This is a genomic window from Actinomadura vinacea, assembly GCF_039532545.1.
Taxonomy (GTDB): domain Bacteria; phylum Actinomycetota; class Actinomycetes; order Streptosporangiales; family Streptosporangiaceae; genus Spirillospora; species Spirillospora vinacea.
On sequence record NZ_BAAARW010000020.1, the window covers coordinates 1,008,717 to 1,033,783 of the forward strand.

Sequence of the window (25,067 nt, forward strand, 5' to 3'; positions counted from 1 at the left end):
ACCTGCGCTTGTGCATCTCATAGGGACCTGGGTACTCATCAGTAGAACCGGACAAGGTTCAATGGCACGGCACCGCCTTATCACTCTGGGAGACGAAAGGCAGGACACATGTCCGATTTCAAACCCGGCCTCGAGGGGGTCGTAGCCTTCGAGACCGAGATCGCCGAGCCCGACAAGGAGGGCGGCGCCCTCCGCTATCGCGGCGTCGACATCGAGGACCTTGTCGGCCGCGTCTCCTTCGGCGACGCCTGGGGACTGCTCGTCGACAATAGCTTCGACCCGGGCCTGGCCCCGGCGGAGCCGCACGTGCTGCCGGTCACCTCCGGCGACGTCCGGGTGGACGTGCAGAGCGCGCTGCCGATCCTGGCCCCGGCCTACGGCATGCGCCCGCTGCTCGACATCACCGACGACGAGGCCCGCGCCGACCTGGCCCGCACCTCGGTCACCGCGCTGTCGTTCGTGGCCCAGTCGGCCCGCGGCGTCTCCCAGCCCATGGTGCCGCAGCACCACATCGACGAGGGCACCACCATCACCGAGCGGTTCATGATCCGCTGGCGCGGCGACCCCGACCCCAAGCACGTCCGGGCCATCGACGCCTACTGGGTGTCCGCCGCCGAGCACGGGCTCAACGCCTCCACCTTCACCGCCCGCGTCATCGCCTCCACCGGCGCCGACGTGGCGGCCAGCATCTCCGGCGCGATCGGCGCCATGTCCGGGCCGCTGCACGGCGGCGCCCCCGCCCGGGTGCTGCCGATGATCGAGCGGGTCGAGCAGCTCGGCGACGCCCACAAGGTCGTCGCCGGCATCCTCGACTCCGGTGACCGGCTGATGGGCTTCGGCCACCGCGTCTACCGGGCCGAGGACCCGCGCGCCCGGGTGCTGCGCCGCACCGCCAAGGAACTGGGCGCCCCCCGCTTCGAGGCCGCCAAGGCCCTGGAGGACGCGGCGCTGGCCGAGTTGCGGCAGCGCCGCCCGGACCGTCCGATCGAGACCAACGTGGAGTTCTGGGCCGCGGTCATCCTGGACTTCGCCGAGGTCCCGACCGCGATGATGCCCGCCATGTTCACCTGCGGCCGCACCGCCGGCTGGGCCGCGCACATCCTGGAGCAGAAGCGCACCGGACGGCTCGTCCGGCCCAGCGCCAAGTACGTCGGCCCCGGCACCCGGAACATCGACGACGTCACGGGAGCGGCGGAGGCCCTCAAGCGCAACGCGGGCTGACCCGAACAGCCTTCCTACTTCCTCCCGCCCGCCCTCGAACCTAGACAAGAACACGCGCTGCAGGCCCCTGGAACTTTCCAGGGGCCTGCACGTTCGATCAGCCGGGCGGGCAGGCGCCCGGCGTGCCCCGGCCGCCGCGGACCAGTTCCCCGCAGACCGCCACCGCCCGCAGCCGGCCGTCCGTCCCGACCGTCGTCAGCAGCACCGGCTTGGCCCGGATCTGATGGCCCTCCGCGCGCGGCCCGAACCGCAGCAGCCCGGTGGCGCCCTGCGGCAGCGCGCCCTCGCCCGGCTCGGTCAGCTCGGAAAGGATCGCCGCCGCCGTCGGCAGCGTCCGGTTCTGGTCGCCGTAGATCCGCTCGGCCGCGCTGATCACCGTGCGGGCCGCGTCATACCCCAGCGCGGCATGGGTGCGGGACGGCCGCACGTTCGCCGACGCGCCCGCCCCCACCAGCTCCTCCACCACCGGATCGAACGCGCTGTAGAACAGCTGGAGCGGCTGCGCGCCCACCCACCGCTCCGTCCACGCCTCCTTGGCCGCCAGCGGGCTGTAATAGAGCCGGATCGAATCCGTACGGCCGATGTCGCCGGCGTTGTCGCTGACGTACTTGGTCACCTCGTCGCCCGCGAGGACGACCCGCCGCCCCTTGCAGTCGGTGTTGGCCAGCCGGTTCATGAACGACCTGAACTCGTCCGAACGGCCCGCGTAGTAGAACAGGTCGGCCGGGTTCGAGCACGCCTCCAGCACCCGGGCCGGCACCTGGCTCCGATCCGAGTACGACCGCATGTTCACCCTCCCCGGGGCGAACGCCCGCGCGAAGTCCTCGGCGAGGTTCCTGCTGTAAAGGTCCCCCGGGCTGGTGTCGTAGAAGACGTCGGCGCTGCGCGCCCGCACCCCCGCCTGGCCGTTGCGCGCCCAGAACGCGGCGTGCTCGGCCAGCCGCCGGTTGGGCGGCGCCAACCGGAAGTAGTACGGCGAGAAACGGCCCCTGGCCTGGCTCGTCCCGTCGAAGGTGTTGGTCGTCCCGATCATCGGCAGGGCGGACTTGGACAGCTCGTCGATCGCGTGCCCGGTCTGCACGCGGCTGTGGCCGAACCCGGCCACCGCCACGATCGTGCCGTCCTCGGCCGCCCGCTCCCTGATCCGCCGCGCTACCGCGCCCGCGTACCGGAACCGGGAACCGGTGTTGGCCAGCAGGATCCGCAGCAGCGGCTGCCCGCTCGCCCGGTTGTGCCGCTCCTGCGCGATGGACAGCCCGACCAGCTCCCCGTGGTTGCCCGCCAGCAGGTCCGCCTCGGGATTGCGGTTGCCCGGGTCGGTCGTCATCGGCCCCAGGTACACCAGGGTCACATACGGCTTGTGCGACTCGACGACCTGCTCGTTGGCCCGCCGGATCCGCCGTTCCACCCCCGCCAGCCGGTCGTTGAACACATACGCCCCGTCACTGATCCCGACGCACTCGCCATTGGGGGCGTGCCACACCGTGAACGGCGCGCAGTACCGCACCGCCTGGAACGAGATGACCGACACGGACGCGGCCAGGATCGCCGCCGCCATGACCCAAGGCAGCGCCGGATGCGTCAGCACCGGCCGGCGGCGCCCCCGGTACACCGGCTCGGTGGACGAACCGTCGCCGCTCCCCACGTCCACCCGGAACTCGCGGCGGGTGCCCAGCACCGCCACCCGCCGCTGCTCGGCCAGGTGCGCCGCCCAGAACCGGTGGCCGTCCTCCTGCTCGCGCACCTCGCCCAGATCGACCACGACCTGCTCGGCGGGCGCCGAACGGACCGCCCCGGCCAGCTCGGCGGCCTCCTCCGCCGAACCGGTGGCCACCGCCACCACCAGCGGATCGAACCGCTCCTCGGCCCGGCGCAGCTCCTCCACCCGCTCGACGAAACGGCGGCACGCGGCCCGTCCCGGATGGTCCGCGGGCAGCAGGTCGATCACCACCGCCGGGTACCGCACCCGCGCCCACGCGGCCCGCCAGATCGTCCGCCGGTACGACTGCCGCAGATCCTGCAGGAACGCCGCCACCAGCAGCCGCTCCAGATCGCCGTCCAGCGGCGTCCCCGGGTCGGCCTCCTCCCGGTAGAACACGTCCAGCGCGAACCCGAGGAAGTCGCTGGAGCGGTTGCCGCGCAGGTACGTCTGCTCGGACGAGGTGAACCAGCGGTAGCGGCGCCGCCCCGCCCGGTCCCGGGTGCGCGCCAGCACCTGCCCGAAGACGAACGACAGCCCCACCCCGCCCGCCAGCATCGCCGCCGCCAGGTCCAGCGTGCTCGCGGCGGTCGCGCTGATCAGCGCCACCAGCGCCACCCCGATCGGCGCGACCTGCTCCAGATGCGACAGCGCCGACGCCAGCCGCCCCTGCTGCCCCGGCCGCTCCGCGGGCACCACGATCTGCCGCCGGCGCAGGATCCCGCGGCCCAGCAGCGTCCGCCGGTCCTTGTCCTCGGCGGCCGCCTCCAGCTCCCCCGCCAGCTGCCACAGGCGGCGCTGGGCGTCGGAGGTGAACCGCCGGTCCCCGTCCCGGCCCCGCTGCTCCAGCCGCATCCGGCGCAGCTCCAGCAACCACAGCACCATGCTCAGCATCGGGAACCGCAGCCCCGGCTCGAACCGCGGCCGGTGCGCCGACAGCTCCCGGCTCACGTACCGCAGCAGCAGCGCCAGATCGGTGAACGCCGGGACGTCGGAGGTGATGTGCGCGTACGGCCCCGGGTCCGCCATGCAGCGCTCCACCAGGGCGTGCGAGACCTGCCGGGTCTCCGCCGCCGTCCCGAAAGTGATCAGCAGCGGGCGCAGCCGGTCACCGGCCCGCCGCCGCGGTCGCTCGCGGATCCGCTCGAACAGGCTGAGCACGCCCTCCAAGCGCTCCGCGCCGGGTCCCGAACTCACGCGCCGCCTCCCCCACGCTCGACGACCTCGATCAAACCCAGCATCCGGCGCGCTTGGGAAGGTCCTTGCCATCATTGATGCATGACCGATGACGACGAGCCCCTCGAAGGCGACATCGGCCCGGCGCCCTCGGTCGGCGCACCACGGGCGTCCGAGGAACGCCGCGAAGAGCCCCGCACCAACGCGATCTCCGGCCGCATCACCCTCGCCGCCGTCGCGCTCCTCCTGGCGTTCCTGGCCTACGACTCGATCGCCACCGCCCTCGAGGCCCGCCGCCGCGACGACCCCTGGATCTACCCGCCCGCCGTCATCGCCGCGCTCTGCCTCGCCGGACTCGCCGCCCTCGCCGCCTGGGCACTCCGCCGCCGCAGGTGACGCGCGTCTCGGTATGCGAACCCGACCCGCGAACTCCGGCGCAGGTCAACTACCCTCGTACGAGTGACCGAGAGCATTGTCATTCCCGACGACCTCAAGCCCGCCGACGGCCGCTTCGGCTGCGGCCCGTCCAAGGTCCGGCCCGAGCAGCTCGCCGCCCTCGCCGAGAGCGGCTCGACCTACCTGGGCACCTCGCACCGCCAGAAGCCGGTGAAGTCCCTGGTCGGCCGCGTCCGCGAGGGCCTCGCCCAGCTGTTCTCGCTGCCCGAGGGCCACCAGGTCCTGCTCAGCAACGGCGGCACCACCGCGTTCTGGGACGCCGCCGCGTTCGGGCTCGTCCGGGAGAAGTCGCAGCACCTGACGTTCGGCGAGTTCTCCAGCAAGTTCGCCAAGGTCACCCAGGGCGCGCCCTGGCTCGCCGACCCGTCGGTCCTCAAGTCCGACCCCGGCACCCACCCGCTGCCGCGCGCCGAAGAGGGCGTCGACGTCTACGCCCTCACCCACAACGAGACCTCCACCGGCGTCGCCATGCCCATCGAGCGGCCCGCCGGCACCACCGCCGACCAGGCCCTCGTCCTGGTCGACGCCACCTCCGGCGCGGGCGGCCTGCCGGTCGACGTCGCCCAGACCGACGTCTACTACTTCGCCCCCCAGAAGTGCTTCGCCGCCGACGGCGGCCTCTGGGTCGCGCTCGCCTCCCCGGCCGCGCTCGCCCGCATCGAGGAGATCGCCTCCTCCGACCGCTACGTCCCCGAGTTCTTCAACCTCAAGACCGTCGTGGACAACTCGGCCAAGGACCAGACCTACAACACCCCGGCCGTCGCCACCCTGCTGCTCTTCGCCGAGCAGATCGAGTGGATGAACGCCCAGGGCGGCCTCGCCTGGACCACCGCCCGCACCGCCGACTCCGCTCAGCGCCTCTACACCTGGGCCGAGAAGTCCTCCTTCACCACCCCGTTCGTGACCGACCCCGCCCAGCGCTCCCAGGTCGTCGGCACGATCGACTTCACCGACGAGGTCGACGCCGCCGCAGTGGCCAAGATCCTGCGCGCCAACGGCATCGTCGACACCGAGCCGTACCGCAAGCTGGGCCGCAACCAGCTCCGCGTAGGCATGTTCCCGGCCATCGACCCGGCAGACGTGGAAGCCCTCACAACCTGCGTGGACTACGTGGTCGAACGCCTCTAAGTTTACCTGGGGGGGCCACCCCCACACCCCCATGGGGCCCCGCCCCTCGCCCCCAGAGGGCGACGCCCGGGCGGGGCGGGCGCACCCCCGTTGGGGCTCCGCCCTTAGCGGGGCTGAGGTGGGCCTGGGTCAGCTCAGGTCGGAGGAGCCGACCTCCTCGAACATCCAGGCGTAGACGGTCAGGGCCAGGGAGGCTCCGCCCAAGAGCCAGTGCGGGACCAGCCACCAGCGGCTCACCCACTTGGTGGCCACGGCGGCGATCAGCGGCACGACCATGATCCCGCAGGCCAGCAAGGTCACGAACCCTGCAAGGATGCCGCCCGGGGTGGTGCTGCTGCCGTCGCGATAGTCGGCCATCACGAAGCCGCCGTAGATCAGGAGGGCGACCAGCGCGGACAGGGCCACGTGGACGGTCAGGTAGAGGATCTTGAGGACGCTGCTCATCCGCCCGGTCCCCCTGGTCGATTCGGACATCATCCGGTGCAGTATGGCCTAGGCGGCGGTGGGGAGCAGGGGTGGGGCGACGACTCGATGGAGCAGGTTCGCCCTGTCCTGCTCCATGTCGGCCTGAGTGAAGCCCGTCCAGACCCGGTCGTCCAGGTCCCAGGATCTCGCCGTGGGCGTGAAGGTCCTGTAGGCCAGCAGGCGAGGGCGGCCGAGTCGCAGCCCCACTTGGATGTAGGTGCCTTCGCGGAGCATGGCCGTTCTGGCGAAGCGGATGCTGCTGTGTCGTTCGAGCTCGCGGAACCAGCGTGGGTTGGACGCCCAGAAGAAGTTCTGGTCGGTATCAACGGCGATGGTGAGCGGGCTCAGGGCGGCCCTCGCCAGGTGGACGCGGTCAGGGCGGCCACGGCCGGTCCAGGCCAGGGCGGCGCGGCCGACCACGGTGCTCAGCGCGGCGGCGATGTCGGCAGGGGTGCGGCGGCGGGCCAGGAGCTGGAACATCGGCTCGCTGTCCGTAGTGCCGGTCGCGGGCGGTAGCGGGTACAGGGCGCGCAGGTCGCCGGCCTCGATATCGCCGTTGTGGGTCGCGACGACGCCGTCCACGATCAGCGGGCTCGCGTTGGCCAGGTGGAACGGCGAGCCCTGGGTGGCCCAGCGGGTGTGGCCGATCACGAGGGGGGACGCGTCCAGCCCGGCAAGGAGGTCGGGGCGCCAGATGGCGGAGAACGCGCCGCGCCCCTTGACCACGTGGGTTCCGGCGTACCGGAGGTCGGAGTTGCGGTCGCCGGTGTGGCCGTCCGGAAGATCGGCGCCACCGACAGGACGGCCGGTGACAAGCGCGATGCCCGCCGAGTCGGTGCCGCGTTCCTCGGCGAACATGCCCAGCATCACCAGGGCGTCCGAGGCCCGCTCAGGACGACCGGCGCGAGGGGAACGCAGCAACCCGAACAATCCGCACATGCTGGATGAGATGCAGCTCATCCGAGGCCGGTTCAAGACTCATGCTCACCCGCCGACGACGGCCGTTGCCAGCCGACGTGCCGCCCGGAGCGCCAGCATCCGGCCTTTGAGCAGGCGCGGGAGGAGGCGGGCGGTGCCGGTGGACCAGTGCACGTAGCGGTCGGCGCCTTGTCGGCGGTGGCGCGGGCGTTCCTGGGCCGGTCAGGGCCGCCCGGACGGGGCGCGGCCGGCGGTGACGGTGAGGAGGGCGCCAAGGGCCAAGGCTCCACCCAGCCACATCGGTGCGGTGATGCCGATCGTGTCGGTCAGCAGGCCGCCGGTCAGGGCGCCCAGCGCGATCGCGGTGTTGAACGCGGCGACGAAGAGGGATGAGGCGCCCTCGCGGGCATCAGGGGAGGCGGCAAGCAGCCAGGTCTGCGTGCCGACCGAGACGCCGCCGTACGCCAGGCCCCACACGGCCATCAGGACGGCGGCTGCCAGGAGGGGGCCTGCGGCCGCGGGGATCACCAGGACGGTCAGGCCGAGGACGAGGCTGATGAGCTGGAGGGTGCGGCGGGGCGAGCGGTTGGCACCGGCGCCCGCGGCGAAGTTGCCCGCCACGCCCGCGAGGCCATAGACGAGCAGGAGCGTGCCGATGGTCGCCGCTCCGGCCCCCGAGACGTCCTCCAGTACCGGCCTGACGTAGGTGTAGGCGGCGAAGTGCCCGGTGACGAGGAAGGCCACGACCAGCAGGCCGGTGCGCACGGGAGCGTCACCGAGCAGCCGGAAGACGCCGGTCAGGGGGACGCTCCGTTCGGGAGGCGAGACAGGCAGCAAGAAAGCCAACGCGAGCAGGACCAGGACCGCGAGCGCCGCTGCTACCAGGAAGGCCGCGCGCCAGCCCAGCAGGGCGCCCAGGTACGTGCCGGCCGGGACGCCCAGTACGGAGGCGACGGCGATCCCGCTGAAGACCAGCGAGGTCGCGGACGCTACCGACTTGGCCGGGACGAGGCGGGCCGGGAGGGGCGCCGCTATGGCCCACACGCCGCCCATCCCGATGCCCACCAGTACGCGGGCCGCGACCATGACGGCGAAGTCGGGCGACCAGGCGGCTGCGGCGTTACCGAGCGCCAGGACGCCCATCAGCGCGCACAGGACCGTTCGGCGGTCGTAGGCCCGCAGCAGCGCGGTGAGCAGCGGCGCGGAGACGGCCGCGACCAGGCCGGTTATCGTGAGGGTGAGCCCAGCCATGCCTTCGGTGGTGCGCAGTGAGTCGCTCATCGGGGTGAGCAGCCCGACCGGGAGCATCTCGGACGTCACCACGGTGAACGTCGCGGCGGCGAGCGCCGCCGTGCCTGCCCATCCGCGCCGGGCTTGTACTGGGGTTTCGTCGACCAATGTCATGTTTCCCAGGCAATCGGGCGGGGCACGCGGGAACAACGGGCGATCATTCATCCTTCTATGAGCCGGGCTCATAGAACGGGGAGGGCGGCGTGGGCGTCCTGGAGATCGGCGAACTGGAGGCCTTCCTGGCGCTGGCCGACGAACTGCACTTCGGACGGGCCGCAGAGCAGCTCAGTCTCTCCCAGAGCCGGGTCAGCCAGCTGATCCGCTCCCTGGAGAGCCGGGTCGGGGCGCGGCTTTTCCAGCGAACGAGCCGCCGCGTCGCCCTCACTCCCCTGGGAGAACGGCTGCTGGCCGACGCACGTCCGGCCTACGAGAGGCTGCGGGCGGCGCTCGACGGTGCGCGAGAGGCGGCCCGGGGCGTGAACGGGCTTCTGCGCATCGGTTTCCAGGGAACGGCCGGCGACGAGGTCATGGACGCCATCTCGTTGTTCCAGCACAGGTACCCGGACTGTGCCACAGAGATCGTGGAGATCCCGTTCACCGACCCGTTCGGCCCGGTCCGGCGGCACGAGGTCGACGCCGCCGTGGTGCTGCTCCCGGTAAAGGAGGACGATCTCCTCCTCGGCCCGGCCTTCTCCGAGCAGCCGCAGACGGTCGCGGTCTCCACGCGCCACCGGTTCGCTCGACGGGAGGGGTTGGAGGCCGAGGAACTGGCCGGTCTCCCGCTCATAGAGATGGACGGACCGGCGCCGCGGTACTGGCGGCGCGCGCAGTCGCCCTCGACGACGCCGGGAGGGACGCCGATCCCGCGCGGGCCGGTCATGAGCACTTTGCAAGAAGGGATGGCCCTGGTGGCCGCGGGGCGGGGCGGCATGCTGTTGTGCCGCTCCACGGCCGAGCAGCACCGGGGGCGCCGCGGCGTCACGTTCGTGGACGTGGCGGGCCTGGCCCCCTCGGTCCTCGGACTGGTCCGGCACCGAGATCGCGAGACGGCCGCCACCCGCGCCTTCGCCCGCGCGCTTACCTCAGTCACGCAGACCAGTGGTCGCCAGGGGGTTGGCAGGATCGCGAGGCCGTCAGTCCGGTCTTGAACTCTTGCTGATCGGTGGCCCGGCGCTCGTCGGTCAGCAGTGATGTGAGGGGCCGCAGTCCTGTTCGCACCACGGGTCGAGACAGCGGTCGACGGACTCGTCCCTCGGCCGTGGTGTGTCGAGACGTTCACCATCGAGCTTGCCCGGAGTCCAGTCGATGCAGGTTGGCCGGTGTCCGGTCGCAGCGCGGCAGAACTCCTCGACCGCAGCACGGATCCGGTTGATCGGCAGGGTGCTTCGGGGGTGGTGGTAGCGGGGATAGCCGGGGTCGGCGAAGACGTTGGGATCGGTGATGGGCGGGCGGGGGCTGTCTGACAGCCATACCTGATCGGCGATGTGCGAATCGATGAACACGGTGGAGTCTTCGGTGACCATCCATTTGAGGGCGCCGTAGCCGGTTTCGGGATTGACTGCGACGTGGAGGTAGCTGTCGAAACGCGGCAGAAATGCGATTGGTTCGTGGCTCGGGGCGGAGAGAGTGAACTCCGCAGTCTGGCCGCCATGGGGCCAGTCGGGCTTCGGAAGCTCGGCGAATACCTTGAGCACGGACGCGGGAACGCTGTCCTCTGACGACTCTGCGCTTCTCAGATGCGTTGGCTGCTCAACCAGGTCGGTGATGATCCGTTTCGCCTGCGGCCAGGTCACCGGGTGGAACGTCTGCATTCCCAAGTAGACGGTCAGATTCAACGCTTCTGTTCCTTTCGGGATGCCCCTGGCGCCACCAGCGCAAGGAATCGGCGAGTGGTGGAACCGCGCACTCACCCTTCGCCAGCTCCCCGAGACGAATGTCGGTGGAATAGGGACTGTACGGATAACTGGACAGACCCCAACGGAACAGGGGCCCGGCTATGGATGCCGGGCCCCTGCGGATGGGGCTCTAGTCGCCCTCGGCCAGGAAGGCGATGAAGGAGCCGCAGGCGACACACAGGCCGAAGGTGAAGCCGAAGACGACGTCGGGGATGTAGGGGAACTCGAAGAACCCACCGATGACGGCGCCGACGGCAATGCTGGAGACGGCGACCCAGAAGTCGAGCCAGCTGTAGCGGTAGCCGACGAGGGTGCACATGATGCGGCCGTTGACGGCAGCGATGACGGCACCGACAACGGCGCAGATGAAGGTGACGACGGCGTACGTGACGAAGTTGAAGTCGCCGTCCACGGTGTTGCAGGCCAAGGCCACGACGCCGCCGCCGATGACGACGCTGACGATACAAGCGACGACGCTGGTGGCTTCGGCGTGGTACTTGGCGCTGCGAATGAGGTTCGACATTGGAGATCTCCCTGTTTGTGGTACGCGGGCACGCGATTCGATACAGGGATTACCGTGCCAAGCCAGGTGGAACACGCAACCATGCCACCGCTGTCTAAGCTCAGGAGATGCTTGACTTATGACCCCAGGACGTGCTTGACGAATGCTCTGGGAATCATGGGCCGGTCTTGCCTCGCCGACAGCTCCGGCTGCACCCGCGACCCCAGGGGCGGCAAATGGGTCTGGGCTCGGCTCAAGGCCTGACGCACTCCTGGGCGTCCGGGGGCGGTTCGAGTGGCCGGTACGGGCGAATAAGCTCGGATCCGTGAACCGTGCGCCTCGCTGGCTGCTGCCCACCGTGCTGACCGCGCTGATCCTGGCCGTGGTCGTCGGTGCCCTGCTCGGCTGAGGAGACGTGATCAGCCGCGGAACGGGGGATGATCAGAGCATGTCGTCGTTTCCGCTCCGGGCCGGTGCCGCGTGCTTGATCGTCGGGGCCTGCGTGTTCTGCGGGCCGCCCGCGGCGGCCGATGACGGCAAGGACTCCTTCACCGTCTCCGATCCGCGGATCACGGAGTCGAGCGGGCTCGCGACGAGCCGGCGGCATCCGGGGATCACCTACACCCACAACGACTCCGGCGCCGTCGCGCAGATCTTCGCGCTGGGCCCGGACGGGTCCACAAAGGCGGTGCTGACGCTCGGCGGCGCGGGTGCCCGCGACTGGGAGGCGATGGCGGTGGGCCGGGACGGGCAGGGGCGCCCGGCGATCTACGTCGCGGACATCGGCGACAACATGGGCGGCGCCTGGCCGTACGTCACCGTGTACCGGATCCCCGAGCCGGAGCAGCTGCGCACCCGGACGCTGCGGGCGACCGCCTTCCGGTTCACCTACGAGGACGGGCCGCGCAACGCGGAGGCGCTGATGATCAATCCGCGGACGAACCGGCTCTACGTCGTCAGCAAGCTGTTCAACGGCGCGGCGATCTACGAGGCCCCGGCCAAGTTGAGCACGGGAAGCCGCAACCGGCTCCGGCGGATCGCCGACGCGCCGGGCCTCGTCACGGACGCGGCGTTCGCGCCGGACGGGCGGACGTGCACGATCCGCACCTATTTCGGCGCCCGCGTCTACGACGTGGACGGGAACGGCCGTCCGGGCAGGTCGCTGACGTCGGTGGGGCTGCCCTCGCAGGAGCAGGGCGAGTCGGTGACCTATTCGGCCGACGGCCGGTACCTGCTGTCGGGGTCGGAGGGCGCGAACCAGAAGGTCCACCGGGTGCGGCTGCCGAAGTCGGCGCTGCCGCCGAGCCCTTCACCGGCCCCGGACGGCAACGCCGACAAGGGCCGCCGCGACTCGACGTCGGAGTCGATGGGCCTGTTCGCGGCGCTGGGCGTGGCCTGCGTGATCGGCTTCCTGGTGGTGCGCAGGCGATCATGACGGGGGCGTGCGGCGCACCTGACCTCCGGGCGGGAAAAGGGTGCGGTCGCGGTCGGATCGTTACGAGGAGAGGACGGGCCCGCCCGGACCCGTGTGAGGATGCGGACTGTGGAGCATGAGCTGGTGGGCCTGCGCGGGCCGGGCGGGCGGTGGCGTCCGGTGGCCGTGGGGCCGTTCGCCCTGCTGGCGGTGGTCCTGGCCCTGATGCCGATCCGTCCGGGTTGGCTGTGGGTGTCGCTGATCGTCGCCGTGGTGGCGGTGCCGTGGCTGCTGGGCGCGGCCCCGGAGGCGCGGCGGCGGCGGCCGCGGCCGTACTGGCGGCTGTCGGAGACGGGTCTGGAGCGGATCGGTCCGGGTGGGCTGAGCATGGTCCGGTACGAGCGGTCCCGGATCGAGAGCCTGGCCGTCACGACCGGGGACGGGGTGCTCACGGTCGTCCACAAGTTCGGCCGTACGGCGGTGGGCAGCCTCGATTCGATGGGGATGGAGCTGCTGCCCTTCTTCGTGACGGCGCGCCGGATCGGCATCCCGTTCCAGCTGCTGGACGGTGACGCGGCCGAGCTGGCCGACGCGGCGGGGGCCGACCCGGGCGCGGTGCCGGACGAGGCGATGGCGCTGGGGCTGCCGCGCCATAGTGTCGCCGAGCAGCGGCTGCTCGACCAGGAGGCGCGGTTGCTGGCCGCCGCCCACGAGCCGGCCGAGGACGGGCCGCAGAAGACCGGCGAGGCCCGGCTGGCGACGCCCGAGCCGCTGCCCAGCCGGCGCCGGATCGCGCTGCTGGGCGCGCTGAGCGGTGCGCTGGGGGCGGTCATGGTGGTGCGGATCGCGGTGGAGGGCGCCGGCGGGTTCGGGGCCCGGCTGGCGGCGGGCTGCTGGGCGCTGGCCGCGATCACGGGGATGCTGGCGGCGCGGCGGCGGCTGCTGCGCGCCGTCCGGATCCAGTGGACGATCTCCGCCGCGGGCCTCCAGGTGCGCGGCGGCAGGCGGCCGGTGCGGGTGCAGGCCGGGTCGATCGCCGCGCTGGTGGTCGGGCCGGGGCTGCGCGCCGATCCGCTGTCGGGGGAGCCGCGGCGGGCCGAGCCGGCGGTGCTGGCGTTCGACCACCGGCTGCGCATGGTCGCCCGGCTGCCGGCGCACGGGCTGGACGCCTTCCAGCTCGCGCACGCGCTCGACGACCACGGCCACCGGGTGATCACGCCGGGGCGGCGGCCGCCGCGCACGCCCGAGTACGGGCTGGAGGGGCTGCCGGAGATCTTCGCGCGGGTGCCGGGCGGCCGGCTGGTGGTGGCCGACGGCGGGCTGGGCTGGGCGGACGCGGCGGGCGAGGTGGTGCTGCGGATGCCGGAGGACCGCATCGGCGGGATCGAGCTGCTGACCATCGCCGGGCACGCCTGGGTCCGGCTGTACGACGCCGAGGGCGAGGAGTTCTTCGCGGCGCCGCTGTCGGCGCTGCGGATCGCGCGCACGGATCTGCGGGAGTCGGCGCGGCGGGCGGGGCTGCCGGTGACCGACGCCGAGTACGACGCCTATCTCAGCGCGGCGTTCCATTCGGCGGTCGCCACGCTGTCGGCGGAGCCAGAGCCGGCCCCAGTGGCGGCCGTGTCCGGCGGGCGGGCCGAGGCCGCCGCGGCGGCCGAGCCCGAAGAGGCGGAGGCACCGGAGAGCCCGGCGAGCGCGCCCGGCTCGCTGCTGGACGCGACCCGCAGGTCGCGGGTCGGCACCTACCTGGTGAGCATGCTGCTGTGCGAGATGGTGGCGGTGCTGGGCGCGGTCTGGCTGGGGCCCGACCTGGGCGGGTTCGCGGTGACGGCGAGCTGGTCGATGCCCGCCGGGGTGCTGATCGGGCTGGCCGGGTACTGGCTGTACGACCGCAACCGGGCGCAGCTGCGGGTGTCGACGGCCGGCCTGGCGGTGGTGACGCGGCGCGGCCGGGTGGAGTGGGATCTGACCCGCGACCGGGTGGGCGGTGTCGGCATCGACGAGTCGGCCGACCGGATGCCGCGGCTGGTGGTGTGGAGCCCGGCGGGGCGGGTGCTGCGCCAGGTGGGTTTCCCGCCCGATCTGGAGGAGCTGCGCCGCGCCTGCGAGCGGTACGGGCTGCCGTGGGGGCCACCGGACGCCGACCGTCCAGCGCCGCCGCCGCCCGAGCTCTGATCAGGTCTTGGCCGGGCGCAGCGACCAGTTTTTGATCGACTCGTACTCGAGCAGGGTGCGGCCCCTGGCGGGCAGCCGGCTCTCCATCAGGTGGACGGCGTCGGCCGTCCACGGGCTGCCGGCGAACGCCGACATCGGTTCCAGCAGCGGCCGCACGTCCACCGGGACGCGGGCGCGTGCCAGCGTGAGGTGGGGCCGGAAGCTGCGGTGCTTGTCGGGCGGGGTTCCGGCGCGGCGGCCGGCCGCCGAGGTCGAGGCGGCCAGCCGGGCCAGCTTGCGGCGGTCGCCGTAAAGGCCGGACCACAGGACGCGGGCATGCGCGCCGTTGCCGGGGAAGGCGCCCACGCCGGCCAGGGACAGCGTGAGGCGTTCGTGGCGGCCGACGGCCCGTTGCAGGCGGGGCAGGAGCCGTTCCAGGGCGCGGTCGTCGACCTCGCCGAGGAAGGTCAGCGTGACGTGCAGCAGCTCCCGGCGGATCCAGCGCAGTTCGGGCAGGCCGGTCCGGTAGGGGGCGAGGAACTCCTCGAGCTCGTCGAGGACGTCAGGTGGCGGTACCAGCGCCACGAAGAGCCTCATGAGCACGTCCGGGAGACCACCAGACCAGCTTTCCGCAGGCATTGGGGTTTGTCACGCGGGTGCATCGGGTTCATCAACGCCCGGTAACAGAAACGACTCCCCGGAGACCGCCGGCGGTCCGGCGCAGGGCGCGGGCCAGCGTCGGGCGCAGCTCGCCGCGGGGCACCGCCAGCAGCGCCACGGCCAGCGCCGCGACCAGCGAGACCAGGCCGCCGATGACGATGGTCATGCGCGGCCCGGTCTGCTCGGACAGCCAGCCGATGACGGGCGCTCCGAGCGGGTTGGTGCCGAGGAACACGAACATGTAAAGGGCCATCACCCGGCCGCGCATCTCCGGGGCGACGCTGAGCTGCAGGGTGGAGTTGGCGGCGGTGGTGAACGTCATCAGCATGATGCCGGTGGGGACCAGCAGTACCAGGAACGTCCAGTAGTACGGCATCAGGCCGGTCAGCGTCTCCAGGATCCCGAACAGGACCGCGGCGCCGATCAGCACCCGCAGCCGGGGCCGGGTGGAGCGGCGGGCGGCCAGCAGCGCCCCGGTCAGCGCGCCCAGGGCGAGCATGCTGGAGGCCAGGCCGAACGAGGACGCGCCGCTGTTGAACACCTCGCGGGCGACCAGCGCGGTGGTGATCTGGAAGTTCATCCCGAACGTGGCGACGAGCCCGACGAGCAGCAGCACCAGCATCAGGTCGCGGCGGCCGCGCACGTACCGCAGGCCCTCGCGCAGCTGCCCCTTGGCGCGTTTGACCGGCTCGGACGGGTTCAGTTCGCTCTCGCGCATCGCGTACATGCCGAACAGGACGGCGCCGAACGAGGCGGCGTTCAGCAGGAACACCGGGCCGGTGCCCAGCAGCGCGATGAGCAGCCCGGCGACGGCGGGGCCGACGAGCCGGGCGCCGTTGAAGGTGGCGCTGTTGAGCGCGATGGCGTTGGGCAGGTCGGGCTTGTCGACCATCTCCACCACGAACGACTGGCGGCTGGGGTTGTCGACGACGGTGGCCAGGCCGAGCCCGAAGGCCAGCAGGTAGACGTGCCAGACCTGGGCGGTGCCGGTGACGGCCAGCACGCCGAGGATCAGCGCGAGCAGGCCCATCGACGTCTGGGTGATCATCAGCACCCGGCGCTTGGGGTAGCGGTCGGCGATCACCCCGCCCCACAGGCCGAACAGCAGCATGGGCAGGAACTGCAGGCCGGTGGTGATGCCGAGGGCGGTGCCGCTGCCGTGCGCGAGGTCCAGGACGAGCCAGTCCTGGGCGACGCGCTGCATCCAGGTGCCGGTGTTGGAGACGACCTGGCCGGAGGCGTACAGCCGGTAGTTGCGGTTCCGCAGCGACCGGAACATCCCGCCGGTGGTCTGCTCGGCGTCGGCCTGGAGCGCGGCCTCTTCGGGGACTTCGCGGGCCGCCTCGTCGAGCGCCGTGGTCAGGCTCGGCTGATCTTGTCCAGGATCGGCGCCGCCCGGCGCAGGACCTCCCGTTCCTCCGGGGTCAGCTCCTCCAGCCGGCGGGACAGCCACGCCTCCTTGCGGCGCCGCTCCTCCCGCAGCAGGGTCGTGCCCTCCTCGGTAGCGCTCAGCACCACCTGGCGGCCGTCGGTCGGATGCGGGCTGCGCCGCACCAGGCGCTGCTCCTCCAGAAAGGCGATCACCCGGGTCATCGAGGGCGGCTGCACCTTCTCGTGGTCGGCCAGTTCCCTCGGCGTCATCGAGCCGTGCCGCTCGATGGCCGCGAGCGCGGCGAACTGGGTGAGCGACAGGGGCCCGGCGCCCTCGCCGCCGGGCGCCCTCAGGGTGCGCAGGCGGCGCGACAGCCGGGCGATCGAGATGCGCAGGTCTTCGGCCAGCTCCGGGGCCCTGCCCCGGGTGCGGCGCGGATTCGGTGGCGTGCTCATGGTCGTTCGCAGAAGTCATTTCTTTTGCTAACGATACGCCGCACTTGCCTATTCCGCGACGGTTCGTCGGCATCTCGCGCGAACGCGAGCGACTTCACCCTCCGATCGCTGGCAGGAACCCTCCTTCCCATGGTGCCACGCGCAGGGATCCCGCCTCTCCGAGGAAGGCCCGAGATCAGCTACGACGGTTCGGCCAGGCCGCGGGTCGGCATCCCATACCGTCCCGGCCAGCCCGCCCGTGGTGACCAGCGCGGTGCAGTCCGCGCAGCCGTGGTGGCCGATCCAGAATGAAACCAGAGGTGGGCGCGAGGCCGTCCCCCCAAGGACTTCCTTGAAGGCAGGGTCCTGACCCCAGTCGTGCCGGCTTTGACCACCACAACGGCCGCCCGGATGCCAAGATCGTTTTGACCCCATGCCGCGGGCTGCCCGATGGGCGGCCCGCGATGCCCTGGAAGAAGGAAGATGCCCGTGAATGACACGACGCACCAGCGTTCGGCCGGAGGGCTGCGTCCTGGGGTGCTGAGCCAGCTGGAACGCCTGCGAGGCAAAGTGCCTGACGGCTTCGCGCCACGCGACGAATGGACCGTCACGACGCCCGGGGGCGAACGGCGACTCCCCGCCGAGACTCAGGCCCTGCTGTCGATCGAGTGGCCCGAGGCCCACGTCCTCCTCGACGAGGACGACATCGGACCGATCGATTTCCCGATGATGACCGAAGTCGATGAAGAGGACTGGCCGGATGAGCGGCCGTGGCTCTTCGTGGCCTTCACCAGCACCCAGTTCTACTGGCTGGTCGATCTCGACGAGGCCGGAACGGGCGACCCGCCGGTCTACGTCATCGATCACGACTGGCACGACGAGGAGGAGTTCCCGGAACCGGACCCCCTGTCGCGGATGCTCGCGGACCTGAAGGCCGTGCCGCCGCCGCTCCCGGAAGACCTCTTCCCCCGAGCCTGCGCGCTCGGAGACCTCGACGCCGTCCGGGAGGCCCTGCCCGGCGAACCCGCTCTCGGCCCGCTGAACGACTCGGGGCTCACTCCCATGCACCTGGCCGTCATAGGCCGTTCCGCCGACGTCGTGCGCGCCCTGGCCGAGGCCGGAGCGGACCCGGGCGCGGCGCTCCACGAGACATGCAGGATCCCCTGGAAATACCGCAACCCGAAACGGCATTGCGACACCTTCCGAGACCTGAGGGCCGGCGCGACACCCCTCCACCTGGCCCTCTCTCCCTACCTGCGGGTCAAGTCCGGGCCCGACATCGCGCCCGACGTCGTCGAGGCCCTCCTCGCCGCGGGAGCCGACCCCAATGTGGCCGACGAACTCGGCCGCACGCCGCTCCACGACGCGGTCACCTCTGTCAGTCGGAACACACTCGACGCCCTGCGGCTCCTCCTCGAAGCCGGCGGCGACCCCCATGCGCGCATGGACGACACCACGCAACGGCCCTATGGGCCCGCATCACGCACGCCCCTGACCATCGCCCAGGAACTCGGCCGAACCGAAGCAGCCGACCTGCTGAAAACCGCAAACAGGCATCGTGATCAACGGCCAGCAAATCGACGTCACCGATAGAGCGCTCAGATGCGCTGAGGCGCGCCATCCGAGGTAGGGCGGTCGGAGACGCGGTGGTCGGCTCGGCACAGGATCTCCGCGGCGTCCCCATTCGGTCAGCGTGGGACGGCCAGGAGGTCGGCGTCGGCCCTGCGGACGTAGCCGGGCCAGGGCTTGCCGTGGCCGGGGACGAGCGGGTTGTCGTGCATCTGCGCGATGTGCACCCGCAGCCGCCGGTTCGCCGCCACGTGCAGCGGCTGCACCCTGAAGCCGAAGTGCATGTTGCAGCGGCGGTGCCCCGGCCCGTCGCGCACCAGGTCGCCGTTGGCGTTCCAGACCTTGTCGTCGTGGTTGAGCGGTGCGTACGCCTCAACGGCCGGGAACCTCTTCACCGTGGCACCGCTGGATCCGTCGGCGAGGACCTCGCACAGGCTGACCCACATCTGGAACTCCGTGCGCGAGACGGGGGCGGGCGCCCACAGGTCCGCGAGCCACACGCTGACGTCACCCCACACGTCGAAGCCCTGTGCGGCGTTCGGCCCGTTGATTAGGGAGGGGCCGCCCGCGTCGGCGTGGTGCCTGTGCGGGTCTTCGACGTCCTGCGAGAAGTAGATCTTCAGGCCCTCGCCACCGACCGACGGGTCGACCACGGTGATGTCCTGGCCGGTGTCAGCGGAGAGGTAGCCGTACCGGCAGTGGACGGGCTGGATGATGGACATGGCGCACTCCCCCGATTGCTCCCTCCAAGCGTCAGGACACGTCGGGTGGGTGCGCCATCTCATGCCCGGCCTGTTGTAGGTGTTGCGAGGGTCATAGGAAGGTGTCACCGGGTCGGATGTACCTCCGTTGGACGGCGGCGGGAGCGCAGTCGTCCGACTTGGTCGACTGCTGCATGAGCGGCATCCACAAGTACGTGACGTACGTGACGTACTTACCGGCCGGTGCCACCTTGGAGGCACGCTGCGATGGAGGTACCACCATGACCGCTGTTCACTTCGACAGCTATACGGAGGCCCGTGCGCATCTCAAGGCACTCCTTGACGCAGCCGAGACAGGACGCGTGGCCACGGTGCGTCGCGAGTCGGTCACGACCGCCATCGTGGACGTCGAGCGATTGCGCCGCCACCTCGCGGCGGTCAGTCCATCGCGTGCGCAAGTGGTTGGGGAAGCCGGCGGCTGGTCGATCTTCATCCCCGGGTTGCCCATCGTCACCTATGAACTGGATCTTGCCGGCGGCCGGATCCTGAGGACTCGCATATCTCACCCGGTCGATCGGAGTGCCTATGGCCCCAGCATCTGGGGTCATATACTCCGCGATCAGCTTCAAGTGGACGAGGCGACGTTCTGGTCCTGCGTCCAGGACAAGGTCGTGCCGGATCGCGGAACGCCCACGCCACCACCGGAGGCATTGCCCGCCGACCTGGTCCACCTGCTGATCTCCAGGGTCGGTCTCGATGAGGCCGAGGTCGCGATGATGACCAAGGAGGAGGCCGTCGCCAGGCTGCAGAGGTACTGGACCGAAGGCGCCTGATCCGTAGGAATATCCTCGCAGATATCGCCCCAGGCGGCGGTCAGGCGACCCCCAGTAGTTCTCTGACCGGCTGCAGCGCGAAGTAGAGCACGAACAGGGCGGCGATCAGCCACATCAGCGGGTGGATCTCGGCGAACCGGCGGCGCGCCACCTTGATCGCGACGTAGCTGATGAAGCCCGCGCCGATGCCGACGGTGATCGAGTACGCGAACGGCATCAGCACGATGGTGAGGAACGCCGGGATCGCGGTGTCGTAGTCGTCCATGTCGATGTGCCGGATCTGGGTCATCATCAGGAACCCGACCACCACCAGCGCGGGCGTGGCCGCCTCGAACGGGACGATCTGCACCAGCGGCGAGAAGAACATCGCGACCAGGAACAGCACCCCGGTGACCACGCTGGCCAGGCCCGTGCGGGCGCCCTCTGCCACACCGGCGGCCGACTCCACGTAGGTGGTGTTGGACGACACCGAGCCCGCGCCGCCCGCCGCCGCGCCGGCCGAGTCGACCAGCAGCACGTTCCGGATGCCCGGCAGGTTCCCCTCCCGGTCGAGCAGGCCGCCCTCGGCCGCGACGCCGACGACGCTGCCCATCGTGTCGAAGAAGTCGGCCAGCATGAGGGTGAAGACGAACAGCAGCGCGGCCGTCACCCCGACCCGCTCGAAGCCGCCGAACAGGCTGAAGTCGCCGACCAGGCCGAGATCGGGACGGCTCACGATCTTGTCGGGCAGCTCGGGGACGTTGAGCTGCCAGCCGTCGGGATTGATCCGCGGTTTCCCGTCCGGCCCGGGGCCCTGGTTGTAGGGGCCCGCCTTGGCCAGCGCCTCCACGACGATCGCGAAGACGGTGGTGGCCACGATGCCGATCAGGATGGCGCCCCTGGTCTTGCGGGCCACCAGCAGCGTGGTCAGCAGCAGCCCGACCACGAACACCAGCGTGGGCCAGCCGGAAAGGCTCCCGGTGGCGCCCAGCTGGAGCGGCACCGAAGACTCGCCCGGCCCGCCGGGGACGCGCCGGACGAACCCGGCGTCCACGAACCCGATCAGCGCGATGAAGAACCCGATCCCCACCGCGATGGCCGTCTTCAGCGCGGCCGGGATGGCGTGGAAGACCGCCACCCGGAACCCGGTCAGCACCAGCACGGCGATGATCAGGCCTTCGAGGACGACGATGCCCATCGCGTCCTCCCACGACATGCCGCTCGCGAGGCTGAAGGCCACCACGGCGTTCAGCCCGAGCCCGGCCGCCATGGCGAACGGATAGCGTCCGGCCACGCCCATGAGCAGCGTGAGCACCCCGGCCACCAGCGCGGTCGCGGCCGCCACCAGCGGGATGGCGGCGCCGGGCTCGGTCAGGTCGCCGAGGAACTGCCCGTCCTTGTCGGCCACCGTGCCGAGGATCAGCGGGTTGAGGACCACGATGTAGCCCATGGTGAAGAAGGTGGCCAGCCCGCCCCGGACCTCGCGGCCCACGCTGGAGCCCCGTTCGGAGATCTTGAAGAACCGGTCGAGTCCGGATGCGCTCTTCGTGTCCACGGGCGCAGCGTGGCAGAACGGAAGCCGACGGTGAACCCCCCGGGCGGCACCGATATCGCAACGGATCGATAAGCCCTGCGCATCCCGCTGACGTTCGTGGAACTCGTGGACGACGGCGTGCCCCTTGCCTTTCGCGATCAGCATCCGGTTGGCCGGGACGGTGATCACGAAGGCCGGCGCGAAGCCCGCCGCCGGCGAGCCCCGGAACAACCAGTCGGTGAGCCCGGCCTCCATCGCGCCCGGGACGACCAGCACGGTCAGCCGGAGCTGGGCGCCGCCGATAACCTGGGGGCATGACCCGATCGCGCCGTCCCGATCCGCCGCCGATGCGGACCAACGACGTCCGCGTCGCCCTGGCGGGCACCGCCGCCTGGACGGTCGCGCTGATCACACTGCTGATCATCGGGGTGCCCGCGGACGCCCGGTGGTGGCTGTGGGTGTGCGGCGCCGGCATCGTGATCGGGCTCTTCGGGGCGTGGTACACCCCCCGGCTCCAGTCGACCCGCGCCCGCCAGGCCGCGGACCGCAGCGCCCGCCGCGCCGAACGCTGAGCCGTCAGTCTTCGAGGTCGGCTTCGACCTGGAGCACCGGGAGGGCCTCCGGCGCCCGCAGGAGCGCCTCGACGTGCAGGCGGTCCCCCCACTGCCCGCCCGCCCAGGCCAGGCCGCGCGCCAGCCCCCACGGCCCGGCCGCGTGCACCTCGCCGTCGTCGCCGTACCACCAGGGGACGCGCTGCCCGTCCACGACGAGCGCGTCGTGCGCGGTGTAGCCCTCGGGCGCGTCCGGCAGGACGGCGCGCACGGCGCCGGGCACCGGGCGGGCCTGCCCGGACGACTCGATCACGCCCGCGACCTCCTCGCCCGCCGTCGGCAGGTCGAGCAGGTCGGCGAGCCGCGCGGCGCGGCCCGCGGCGGCGACGACCAGGGGCTGCCCGGCCAGGAGCGGCAGCGCGTCGGGCCGGTCCAGGACGAGCGCGTCGGCCGCGTCGACCACCTCGACCTCGCCGTCCACGATCGCCCGCACCCGTTCCGGCGGCTCTATCTCGGCTGGTGAGTCCGGGGCGGCGGGCGCGTCCGCCAGGGCCGTCCAGAGGGCGCTCAGCCGCGCGCGGGAGACCGTGCGGGACGGGTCGCCCAGGCGTTCCAGCAACTCCTGGACGCCGCCCGGATCGTCCAGCAGCTCGGCGAGGGACGTGCGGACGCCGAGGGCCAGGAGCAGCTCGCGATCCTGCGGGACCTCCGGCGGCACTGTGTCGTACAGGCCTTCGAGGAGGGCATCGCCCTCGTCCAGGCGGAACTCTCCCGGACGCCGCCCGCCCAGCACCGGATGCCGCCGCAGCCACCACGCCGTGTACGAGGGGACGGCCACGCGGCGGCCGTCGTGCAGCGTGACGTGGGCCGGCCGGACGATCGCGGCACGCGGCGCGGGACCGGTCAGCAGGCGGAGCGCGGCGGGCCAGTCGGCGACGAGTTCGAGATCGCGCACCGCCTCGAACTCGGGGACCTGCGGCGGGAGGTCCTGGGGCCCGAGCCGGTCCAGGACGTCCTCGGCCCACCGGTCCTCGTCGTCGAGGTCGTGCGCCTCGGCCTGCCCGGCCAGGGCGGTGAGGTCGGCGTCCTCGGCGCGGACGAGCGCGAAGCCGTCCAGGACACCGGCGGCGGCCAGGATGCCGGCGCCCCAGCGTTCGACGAGGTCGGCGGGCGCGACGCCGAACGGCGCGTCGTCGGCCACCACCGCGCGCAGCGGGCCGTCCGGCAGCAGCAGCTCGCCGGCGGTGTAGAGCTCGCCGTCGGCGCCGGGCAGCGCCAGTTCCGCCAGCCAGGGCTGCTCGCCCGGGTCGAGCCGCGCCGCCGCGACCAGGCCGAGCACCGCGGCGGCGATCTCGTCGGGGTCGTCGGCGTCGTAGGAGCCCTCGACGGCGGCGCGGACGGCCGGGTCGGCGAGCACGGCGCGCGGCCCGGCCTCCACGGCGCCCAGCCGCGCCAGCAGCGGATGGACGGCCTCCGGGTGGACGAAACGCAGCCCCAGTGCCCCGCCCAGCCCGGACGGGTCGAGCCCGTCGGCGGCGATGAGGAGCCCGCGCGGGCCGCGCACCACGCGGATCCCGTCGATCTCGTCGGGTTCGCCGTCGGGGGCGAGCGGCACCGGCAGCGCCCCGAGGGCGTCGGCCGGAGCGCCGGCGAGCGCGTCGTAGAGGCGGCGCCACCAGGCGGGCGGACGGTCGAGGGCGGCCAGCTCGTCCACCACGTCGGCCAGTTCCACGCGGCGCACGCCGAGCGCGTTCAGAGCGGGGTTCCGCACCGGCCACCCGGCCGGGAGCAGGCCGGGCAGGACGACCTCCGCGCCCTCGCCGTCGCCCGCGAGGAGCCGGACGAGCGCGGGCGGGGCGCCGTCCACCGCCACGGCGTCGCGTCCCCGCGCCCGCACACCGTCGGGTTCGCCCGCGACGGGCAGCAGCGGGACCTCGGGCAGCCGCGCCAGGGCGGCCCGGCGGACGCGCGCGTCCAGCTCCCCTTCGGCCACCGGCCCCGGGACCAGGTCGAGCAGGGACGGCGTGACCGGAAGCCCGCGCAGCAGCTCCACGTAGGCGTCGGCGGCGCGCTCGACCAGATGGTCGGTGAGCGGGCCGGGCGCGACGTGGCGGCGGTCCGGGGCGAGCGGGAACGAGGCGATCAGCAGTGCGGGCAGCCCCAGCCGCTCGTCGCTCGGGGTCGGGGCGTGCACCACGGCCGGCGTTCCGGCGGGCAGCGCGCCGCCTTCGGGCAGGGCCCAGCGCACCTGCCAGCCAGGCCGGGCCCGTTCCTCCACGGGACGGTCGGCCAGCAGCTCGGGCGGGGCCGAACCGTGGGCCTCGGCCGTCCGCCACCCGACACCGTCGATCACGACCCTGCCGGACGGGCCCGCCTCGGCGGTCAGGGTGCGGACGGGCGTCCCGTCGATCTCGATCTCGATCGCGCGCAGCGCCGGGAGGGCGAGCAGCAGCGCCGGGCCGGCCTGGTCGAGCTGGGCCCGGACGGACGCGTGCGCGGCCGCGTCGCGCAACGGGAGCCGCACGACCGTGTCGTGGCCCTTCGGGATCTCCGGGACGGCGGCGGGCGGCACCGCGAACGGCAGCCGCAGCAGCGGCACCTGGCCGCCGCGCCGCTCCAGCTCCTCAGCCAGGGAGGGGAGACCGGCCACCAGCGTACGGGCGCGCTCCAGCGACCACTCCACCCCGCCCGGCGCCGAGGCGATGCACGGGGCGTCGCTGACGGCCACGACGGCGGCGAAACCGACACCGAACCGTCCCACCGCCGCGCCCTCGTCGCGCTTGGCGGAGGCGCGGAGGGTGGACAGCGCCTCGGCCCCGGCCGCGTCGAGCGGCGCGCCCGTGTTGGCGGCCGTCAGGACGCCGTGCCCCTTGCCCGCCGGGCCGTCCAGGGTCAGCCTGAGGCGGCCCGGGACGCCCGCGCGGACGGCGGCGTCGGCGGCGTTCTGGGCCAGCTCGATGACGACGCGGTCGCGGTAGCCGCCGAGGGCGTGGTCTTCCTCGGTGTTGGCGTCCTCCCGGAACCGCGCCGGGGACTCCGCCCACGCGCGCAGCACGCGGTCACGGATCGTCTCCGTGCCGAACGGATCGGCTTCGGCGCCGGCCACACGCACCCCT

At 72.3% G+C, this 25,067-nt stretch carries 21 protein-coding genes; 9 read left to right on the forward strand and 12 right to left on the reverse strand.

Translation table 11 applies throughout. The features are described 5' to 3' along the window. Nucleotides 1-108 precede the first annotated feature (108 nt). Nucleotides 109-1,221: a citrate synthase 2 gene (locus ABD340_RS29145; protein ID WP_344593199.1), complete on the forward strand. Its 1,113-nt coding sequence runs from the start codon at nucleotides 109-111 to the stop codon at nucleotides 1,219-1,221. Nucleotides 1,222-1,318: 97 nt separating this feature from the next. On the opposite strand, the gene ABD340_RS29150 is transcribed toward ABD340_RS29145, so the two are convergent. Beyond that, nucleotides 1,319-4,117: a hypothetical protein gene (locus ABD340_RS29150; RefSeq protein ID WP_344593201.1), complete on the reverse strand. Its 2,799-nt coding sequence runs from the start codon at nucleotides 4,115-4,117 to the stop codon at nucleotides 1,319-1,321. 81 nt (nucleotides 4,118-4,198) lie between these two features. Between ABD340_RS29150 and ABD340_RS29155 the strand changes: the two genes are divergently transcribed. Both ABD340_RS29155 and serC read left to right on the forward strand, forming a co-directional pair. Continuing rightward, entirely contained in the window at nucleotides 4,199-4,492 is a 294-nt protein-coding gene (locus ABD340_RS29155; protein WP_344593203.1) for a hypothetical protein, read from the forward strand. A 63-nt stretch (nucleotides 4,493-4,555) separates the two neighbouring features. Beyond that, nucleotides 4,556-5,680: a phosphoserine transaminase gene (gene serC / locus ABD340_RS29160; RefSeq protein WP_344593205.1), complete on the forward strand. Its 1,125-nt coding sequence runs from the start codon at nucleotides 4,556-4,558 to the stop codon at nucleotides 5,678-5,680. 129 nt (nucleotides 5,681-5,809) lie between these two features. Here serC and ABD340_RS29165 read toward each other — a convergent pair whose 3' ends face one another. The 3 genes from ABD340_RS29165 to ABD340_RS29175 form a co-directional block, all read right to left on the reverse strand. Further along, a complete protein-coding gene (locus ABD340_RS29165) occupies nucleotides 5,810-6,124 on the reverse strand; it encodes a hypothetical protein (RefSeq protein ID WP_344593206.1) in 315 nt (104 codons plus the stop codon). Nucleotides 6,125-6,172: 48 nt separating this feature from the next. After that, complete coding sequence (locus ABD340_RS29170; RefSeq protein WP_344593207.1) at nucleotides 6,173-7,075, reverse strand: class II glutamine amidotransferase; 903 nt, start codon at nucleotides 7,073-7,075, stop codon at nucleotides 6,173-6,175. A gap of 210 nt (nucleotides 7,076-7,285) precedes the next feature. Beyond that, entirely contained in the window at nucleotides 7,286-8,467 is a 1,182-nt protein-coding gene (locus ABD340_RS29175; protein WP_344593208.1) for an MFS transporter, read from the reverse strand. 89 nt (nucleotides 8,468-8,556) lie between these two features. Here ABD340_RS29175 and ABD340_RS29180 point away from each other — a divergent pair, with 89 nt between their 5' ends. Next, the gene (locus tag ABD340_RS29180; RefSeq protein WP_344593209.1) at nucleotides 8,557-9,501 is read left to right on the forward strand and encodes a LysR family transcriptional regulator; all 945 of its coding nucleotides are present in this window, start codon (nucleotides 8,557-8,559) and stop codon (nucleotides 9,499-9,501) included. Nucleotides 9,502-9,534: 33 nt separating this feature from the next. On the opposite strand, the gene ABD340_RS29185 is transcribed toward ABD340_RS29180, so the two are convergent. Both ABD340_RS29185 and ABD340_RS29190 read right to left on the reverse strand, forming a co-directional pair. Then, nucleotides 9,535-10,188: an Imm1 family immunity protein gene (locus ABD340_RS29185; protein WP_344593210.1), complete on the reverse strand. Its 654-nt coding sequence runs from the start codon at nucleotides 10,186-10,188 to the stop codon at nucleotides 9,535-9,537. A gap of 190 nt (nucleotides 10,189-10,378) precedes the next feature. Next, complete coding sequence (locus ABD340_RS29190) at nucleotides 10,379-10,771, reverse strand: hypothetical protein (RefSeq protein ID WP_344593212.1); 393 nt, start codon at nucleotides 10,769-10,771, stop codon at nucleotides 10,379-10,381. A 427-nt stretch (nucleotides 10,772-11,198) separates the two neighbouring features. On the opposite strand from ABD340_RS29190, the gene ABD340_RS29195 reads away from it, so the two are divergent. Continuing rightward, complete coding sequence (locus tag ABD340_RS29195; RefSeq protein WP_344593213.1) at nucleotides 11,199-12,185, forward strand: hypothetical protein; 987 nt, start codon at nucleotides 11,199-11,201, stop codon at nucleotides 12,183-12,185. Nucleotides 12,186-12,284: 99 nt separating this feature from the next. Continuing rightward, nucleotides 12,285-14,339, forward strand: a complete 2,055-nt coding sequence (locus ABD340_RS29200) for a hypothetical protein (protein WP_344593214.1) — start codon at nucleotides 12,285-12,287, stop codon at nucleotides 14,337-14,339. Here ABD340_RS29200 and thpR read toward each other — a convergent pair whose 3' ends face one another. The 3 genes from thpR to ABD340_RS29215 form a co-directional block, all read right to left on the reverse strand. After that, nucleotides 14,340-14,915, reverse strand: a complete 576-nt coding sequence (thpR, locus tag ABD340_RS29205; RefSeq protein ID WP_344593216.1) for an RNA 2',3'-cyclic phosphodiesterase — start codon at nucleotides 14,913-14,915, stop codon at nucleotides 14,340-14,342. It lies immediately after the preceding gene. Nucleotides 14,916-14,988: 73 nt separating this feature from the next. Then, on the reverse strand, nucleotides 14,989-16,257 hold the full coding sequence (locus ABD340_RS29210; protein ID WP_344593263.1) for an MFS transporter: 1,269 nt from the start codon (nucleotides 16,255-16,257) through the stop codon (nucleotides 14,989-14,991). A gap of 80 nt (nucleotides 16,258-16,337) precedes the next feature. Then, nucleotides 16,338-16,805 carry a MarR family transcriptional regulator gene (locus ABD340_RS29215; protein WP_344593217.1) on the reverse strand — a complete coding sequence of 156 codons (468 nt, stop codon included), beginning with the start codon at nucleotides 16,803-16,805 and terminating at the stop codon, nucleotides 16,338-16,340. A gap of 468 nt (nucleotides 16,806-17,273) precedes the next feature. Here ABD340_RS29215 and ABD340_RS29220 point away from each other — a divergent pair, with 468 nt between their 5' ends. Further along, nucleotides 17,274-18,377, forward strand: coding sequence for an ankyrin repeat domain-containing protein (locus tag ABD340_RS29220; protein ID WP_344593219.1), 1,104 nt, complete (start codon nucleotides 17,274-17,276; stop codon nucleotides 18,375-18,377). Between the two features lie 95 nt (nucleotides 18,378-18,472). Here ABD340_RS29220 and ABD340_RS29225 read toward each other — a convergent pair whose 3' ends face one another. Then, entirely contained in the window at nucleotides 18,473-19,075 is a 603-nt protein-coding gene (locus ABD340_RS29225) for a hypothetical protein (protein ID WP_344593221.1), read from the reverse strand. Between the two features lie 260 nt (nucleotides 19,076-19,335). Between ABD340_RS29225 and ABD340_RS29230 the strand changes: the two genes are divergently transcribed. Continuing rightward, nucleotides 19,336-19,887, forward strand: a complete 552-nt coding sequence (locus ABD340_RS29230; protein ID WP_344593223.1) for a hypothetical protein — start codon at nucleotides 19,336-19,338, stop codon at nucleotides 19,885-19,887. Between the two features lie 40 nt (nucleotides 19,888-19,927). Here the strand turns inward: ABD340_RS29230 and ABD340_RS29235 are convergent, their stop codons facing one another. Next, nucleotides 19,928-21,421: an NCS2 family permease gene (locus ABD340_RS29235; RefSeq protein WP_344593224.1), complete on the reverse strand. Its 1,494-nt coding sequence runs from the start codon at nucleotides 21,419-21,421 to the stop codon at nucleotides 19,928-19,930. Nucleotides 21,422-21,714: 293 nt separating this feature from the next. Between ABD340_RS29235 and ABD340_RS29240 the strand changes: the two genes are divergently transcribed. Further along, nucleotides 21,715-21,972: a DUF2530 domain-containing protein gene (locus tag ABD340_RS29240; RefSeq protein ID WP_344593225.1), complete on the forward strand. Its 258-nt coding sequence runs from the start codon at nucleotides 21,715-21,717 to the stop codon at nucleotides 21,970-21,972. A gap of 4 nt (nucleotides 21,973-21,976) precedes the next feature. Here ABD340_RS29240 and ABD340_RS29245 read toward each other — a convergent pair whose 3' ends face one another. Next, complete coding sequence (locus ABD340_RS29245) at nucleotides 21,977-25,057, reverse strand: sacsin N-terminal ATP-binding-like domain-containing protein (protein WP_344593226.1); 3,081 nt, start codon at nucleotides 25,055-25,057, stop codon at nucleotides 21,977-21,979. Nucleotides 25,058-25,067: the final 10 nt, after the last annotated feature.

Excerpts from the sequence above, each read along its gene's own strand:
- ABD340_RS29145 (WP_344593199.1), top strand. The coding sequence starts at position 109 with ATGTCCGATTTCAAACCCGGCCTCGAGGGGGTCGTAGCCTTCGAGACC.
- ABD340_RS29155 (WP_344593203.1), top strand. The coding sequence starts at position 4,199 with ATGACCGATGACGACGAGCCCCTCGAAGGCGACATCGGCCCGGCGCCC.
- ABD340_RS29165 (WP_344593206.1), bottom strand. The coding sequence starts at position 6,124 with ATGAGCAGCGTCCTCAAGATCCTCTACCTGACCGTCCACGTGGCCCTG.
- ABD340_RS29175 (WP_344593208.1), bottom strand. The coding sequence starts at position 8,467 with ATGACATTGGTCGACGAAACCCCAGTACAAGCCCGGCGCGGATGGGCA.
- ABD340_RS29190 (WP_344593212.1), bottom strand. The coding sequence starts at position 10,771 with ATGTCGAACCTCATTCGCAGCGCCAAGTACCACGCCGAAGCCACCAGC.
- ABD340_RS29195 (WP_344593213.1), top strand. The coding sequence starts at position 11,199 with ATGTCGTCGTTTCCGCTCCGGGCCGGTGCCGCGTGCTTGATCGTCGGG.
- ABD340_RS29200 (WP_344593214.1), top strand. The coding sequence starts at position 12,285 with ATGCGGACTGTGGAGCATGAGCTGGTGGGCCTGCGCGGGCCGGGCGGG.
- thpR (WP_344593216.1), bottom strand. The coding sequence starts at position 14,915 with ATGAGGCTCTTCGTGGCGCTGGTACCGCCACCTGACGTCCTCGACGAG.
- ABD340_RS29210 (WP_344593263.1), bottom strand. The coding sequence starts at position 16,257 with ATGTTCCGGTCGCTGCGGAACCGCAACTACCGGCTGTACGCCTCCGGC.
- ABD340_RS29215 (WP_344593217.1), bottom strand. The coding sequence starts at position 16,805 with ATGAGCACGCCACCGAATCCGCGCCGCACCCGGGGCAGGGCCCCGGAG.
- ABD340_RS29225 (WP_344593221.1), bottom strand. The coding sequence starts at position 19,075 with ATGTCCATCATCCAGCCCGTCCACTGCCGGTACGGCTACCTCTCCGCT.
- ABD340_RS29230 (WP_344593223.1), top strand. The coding sequence starts at position 19,336 with ATGACCGCTGTTCACTTCGACAGCTATACGGAGGCCCGTGCGCATCTC.
- ABD340_RS29240 (WP_344593225.1), top strand. The coding sequence starts at position 21,715 with ATGACCCGATCGCGCCGTCCCGATCCGCCGCCGATGCGGACCAACGAC.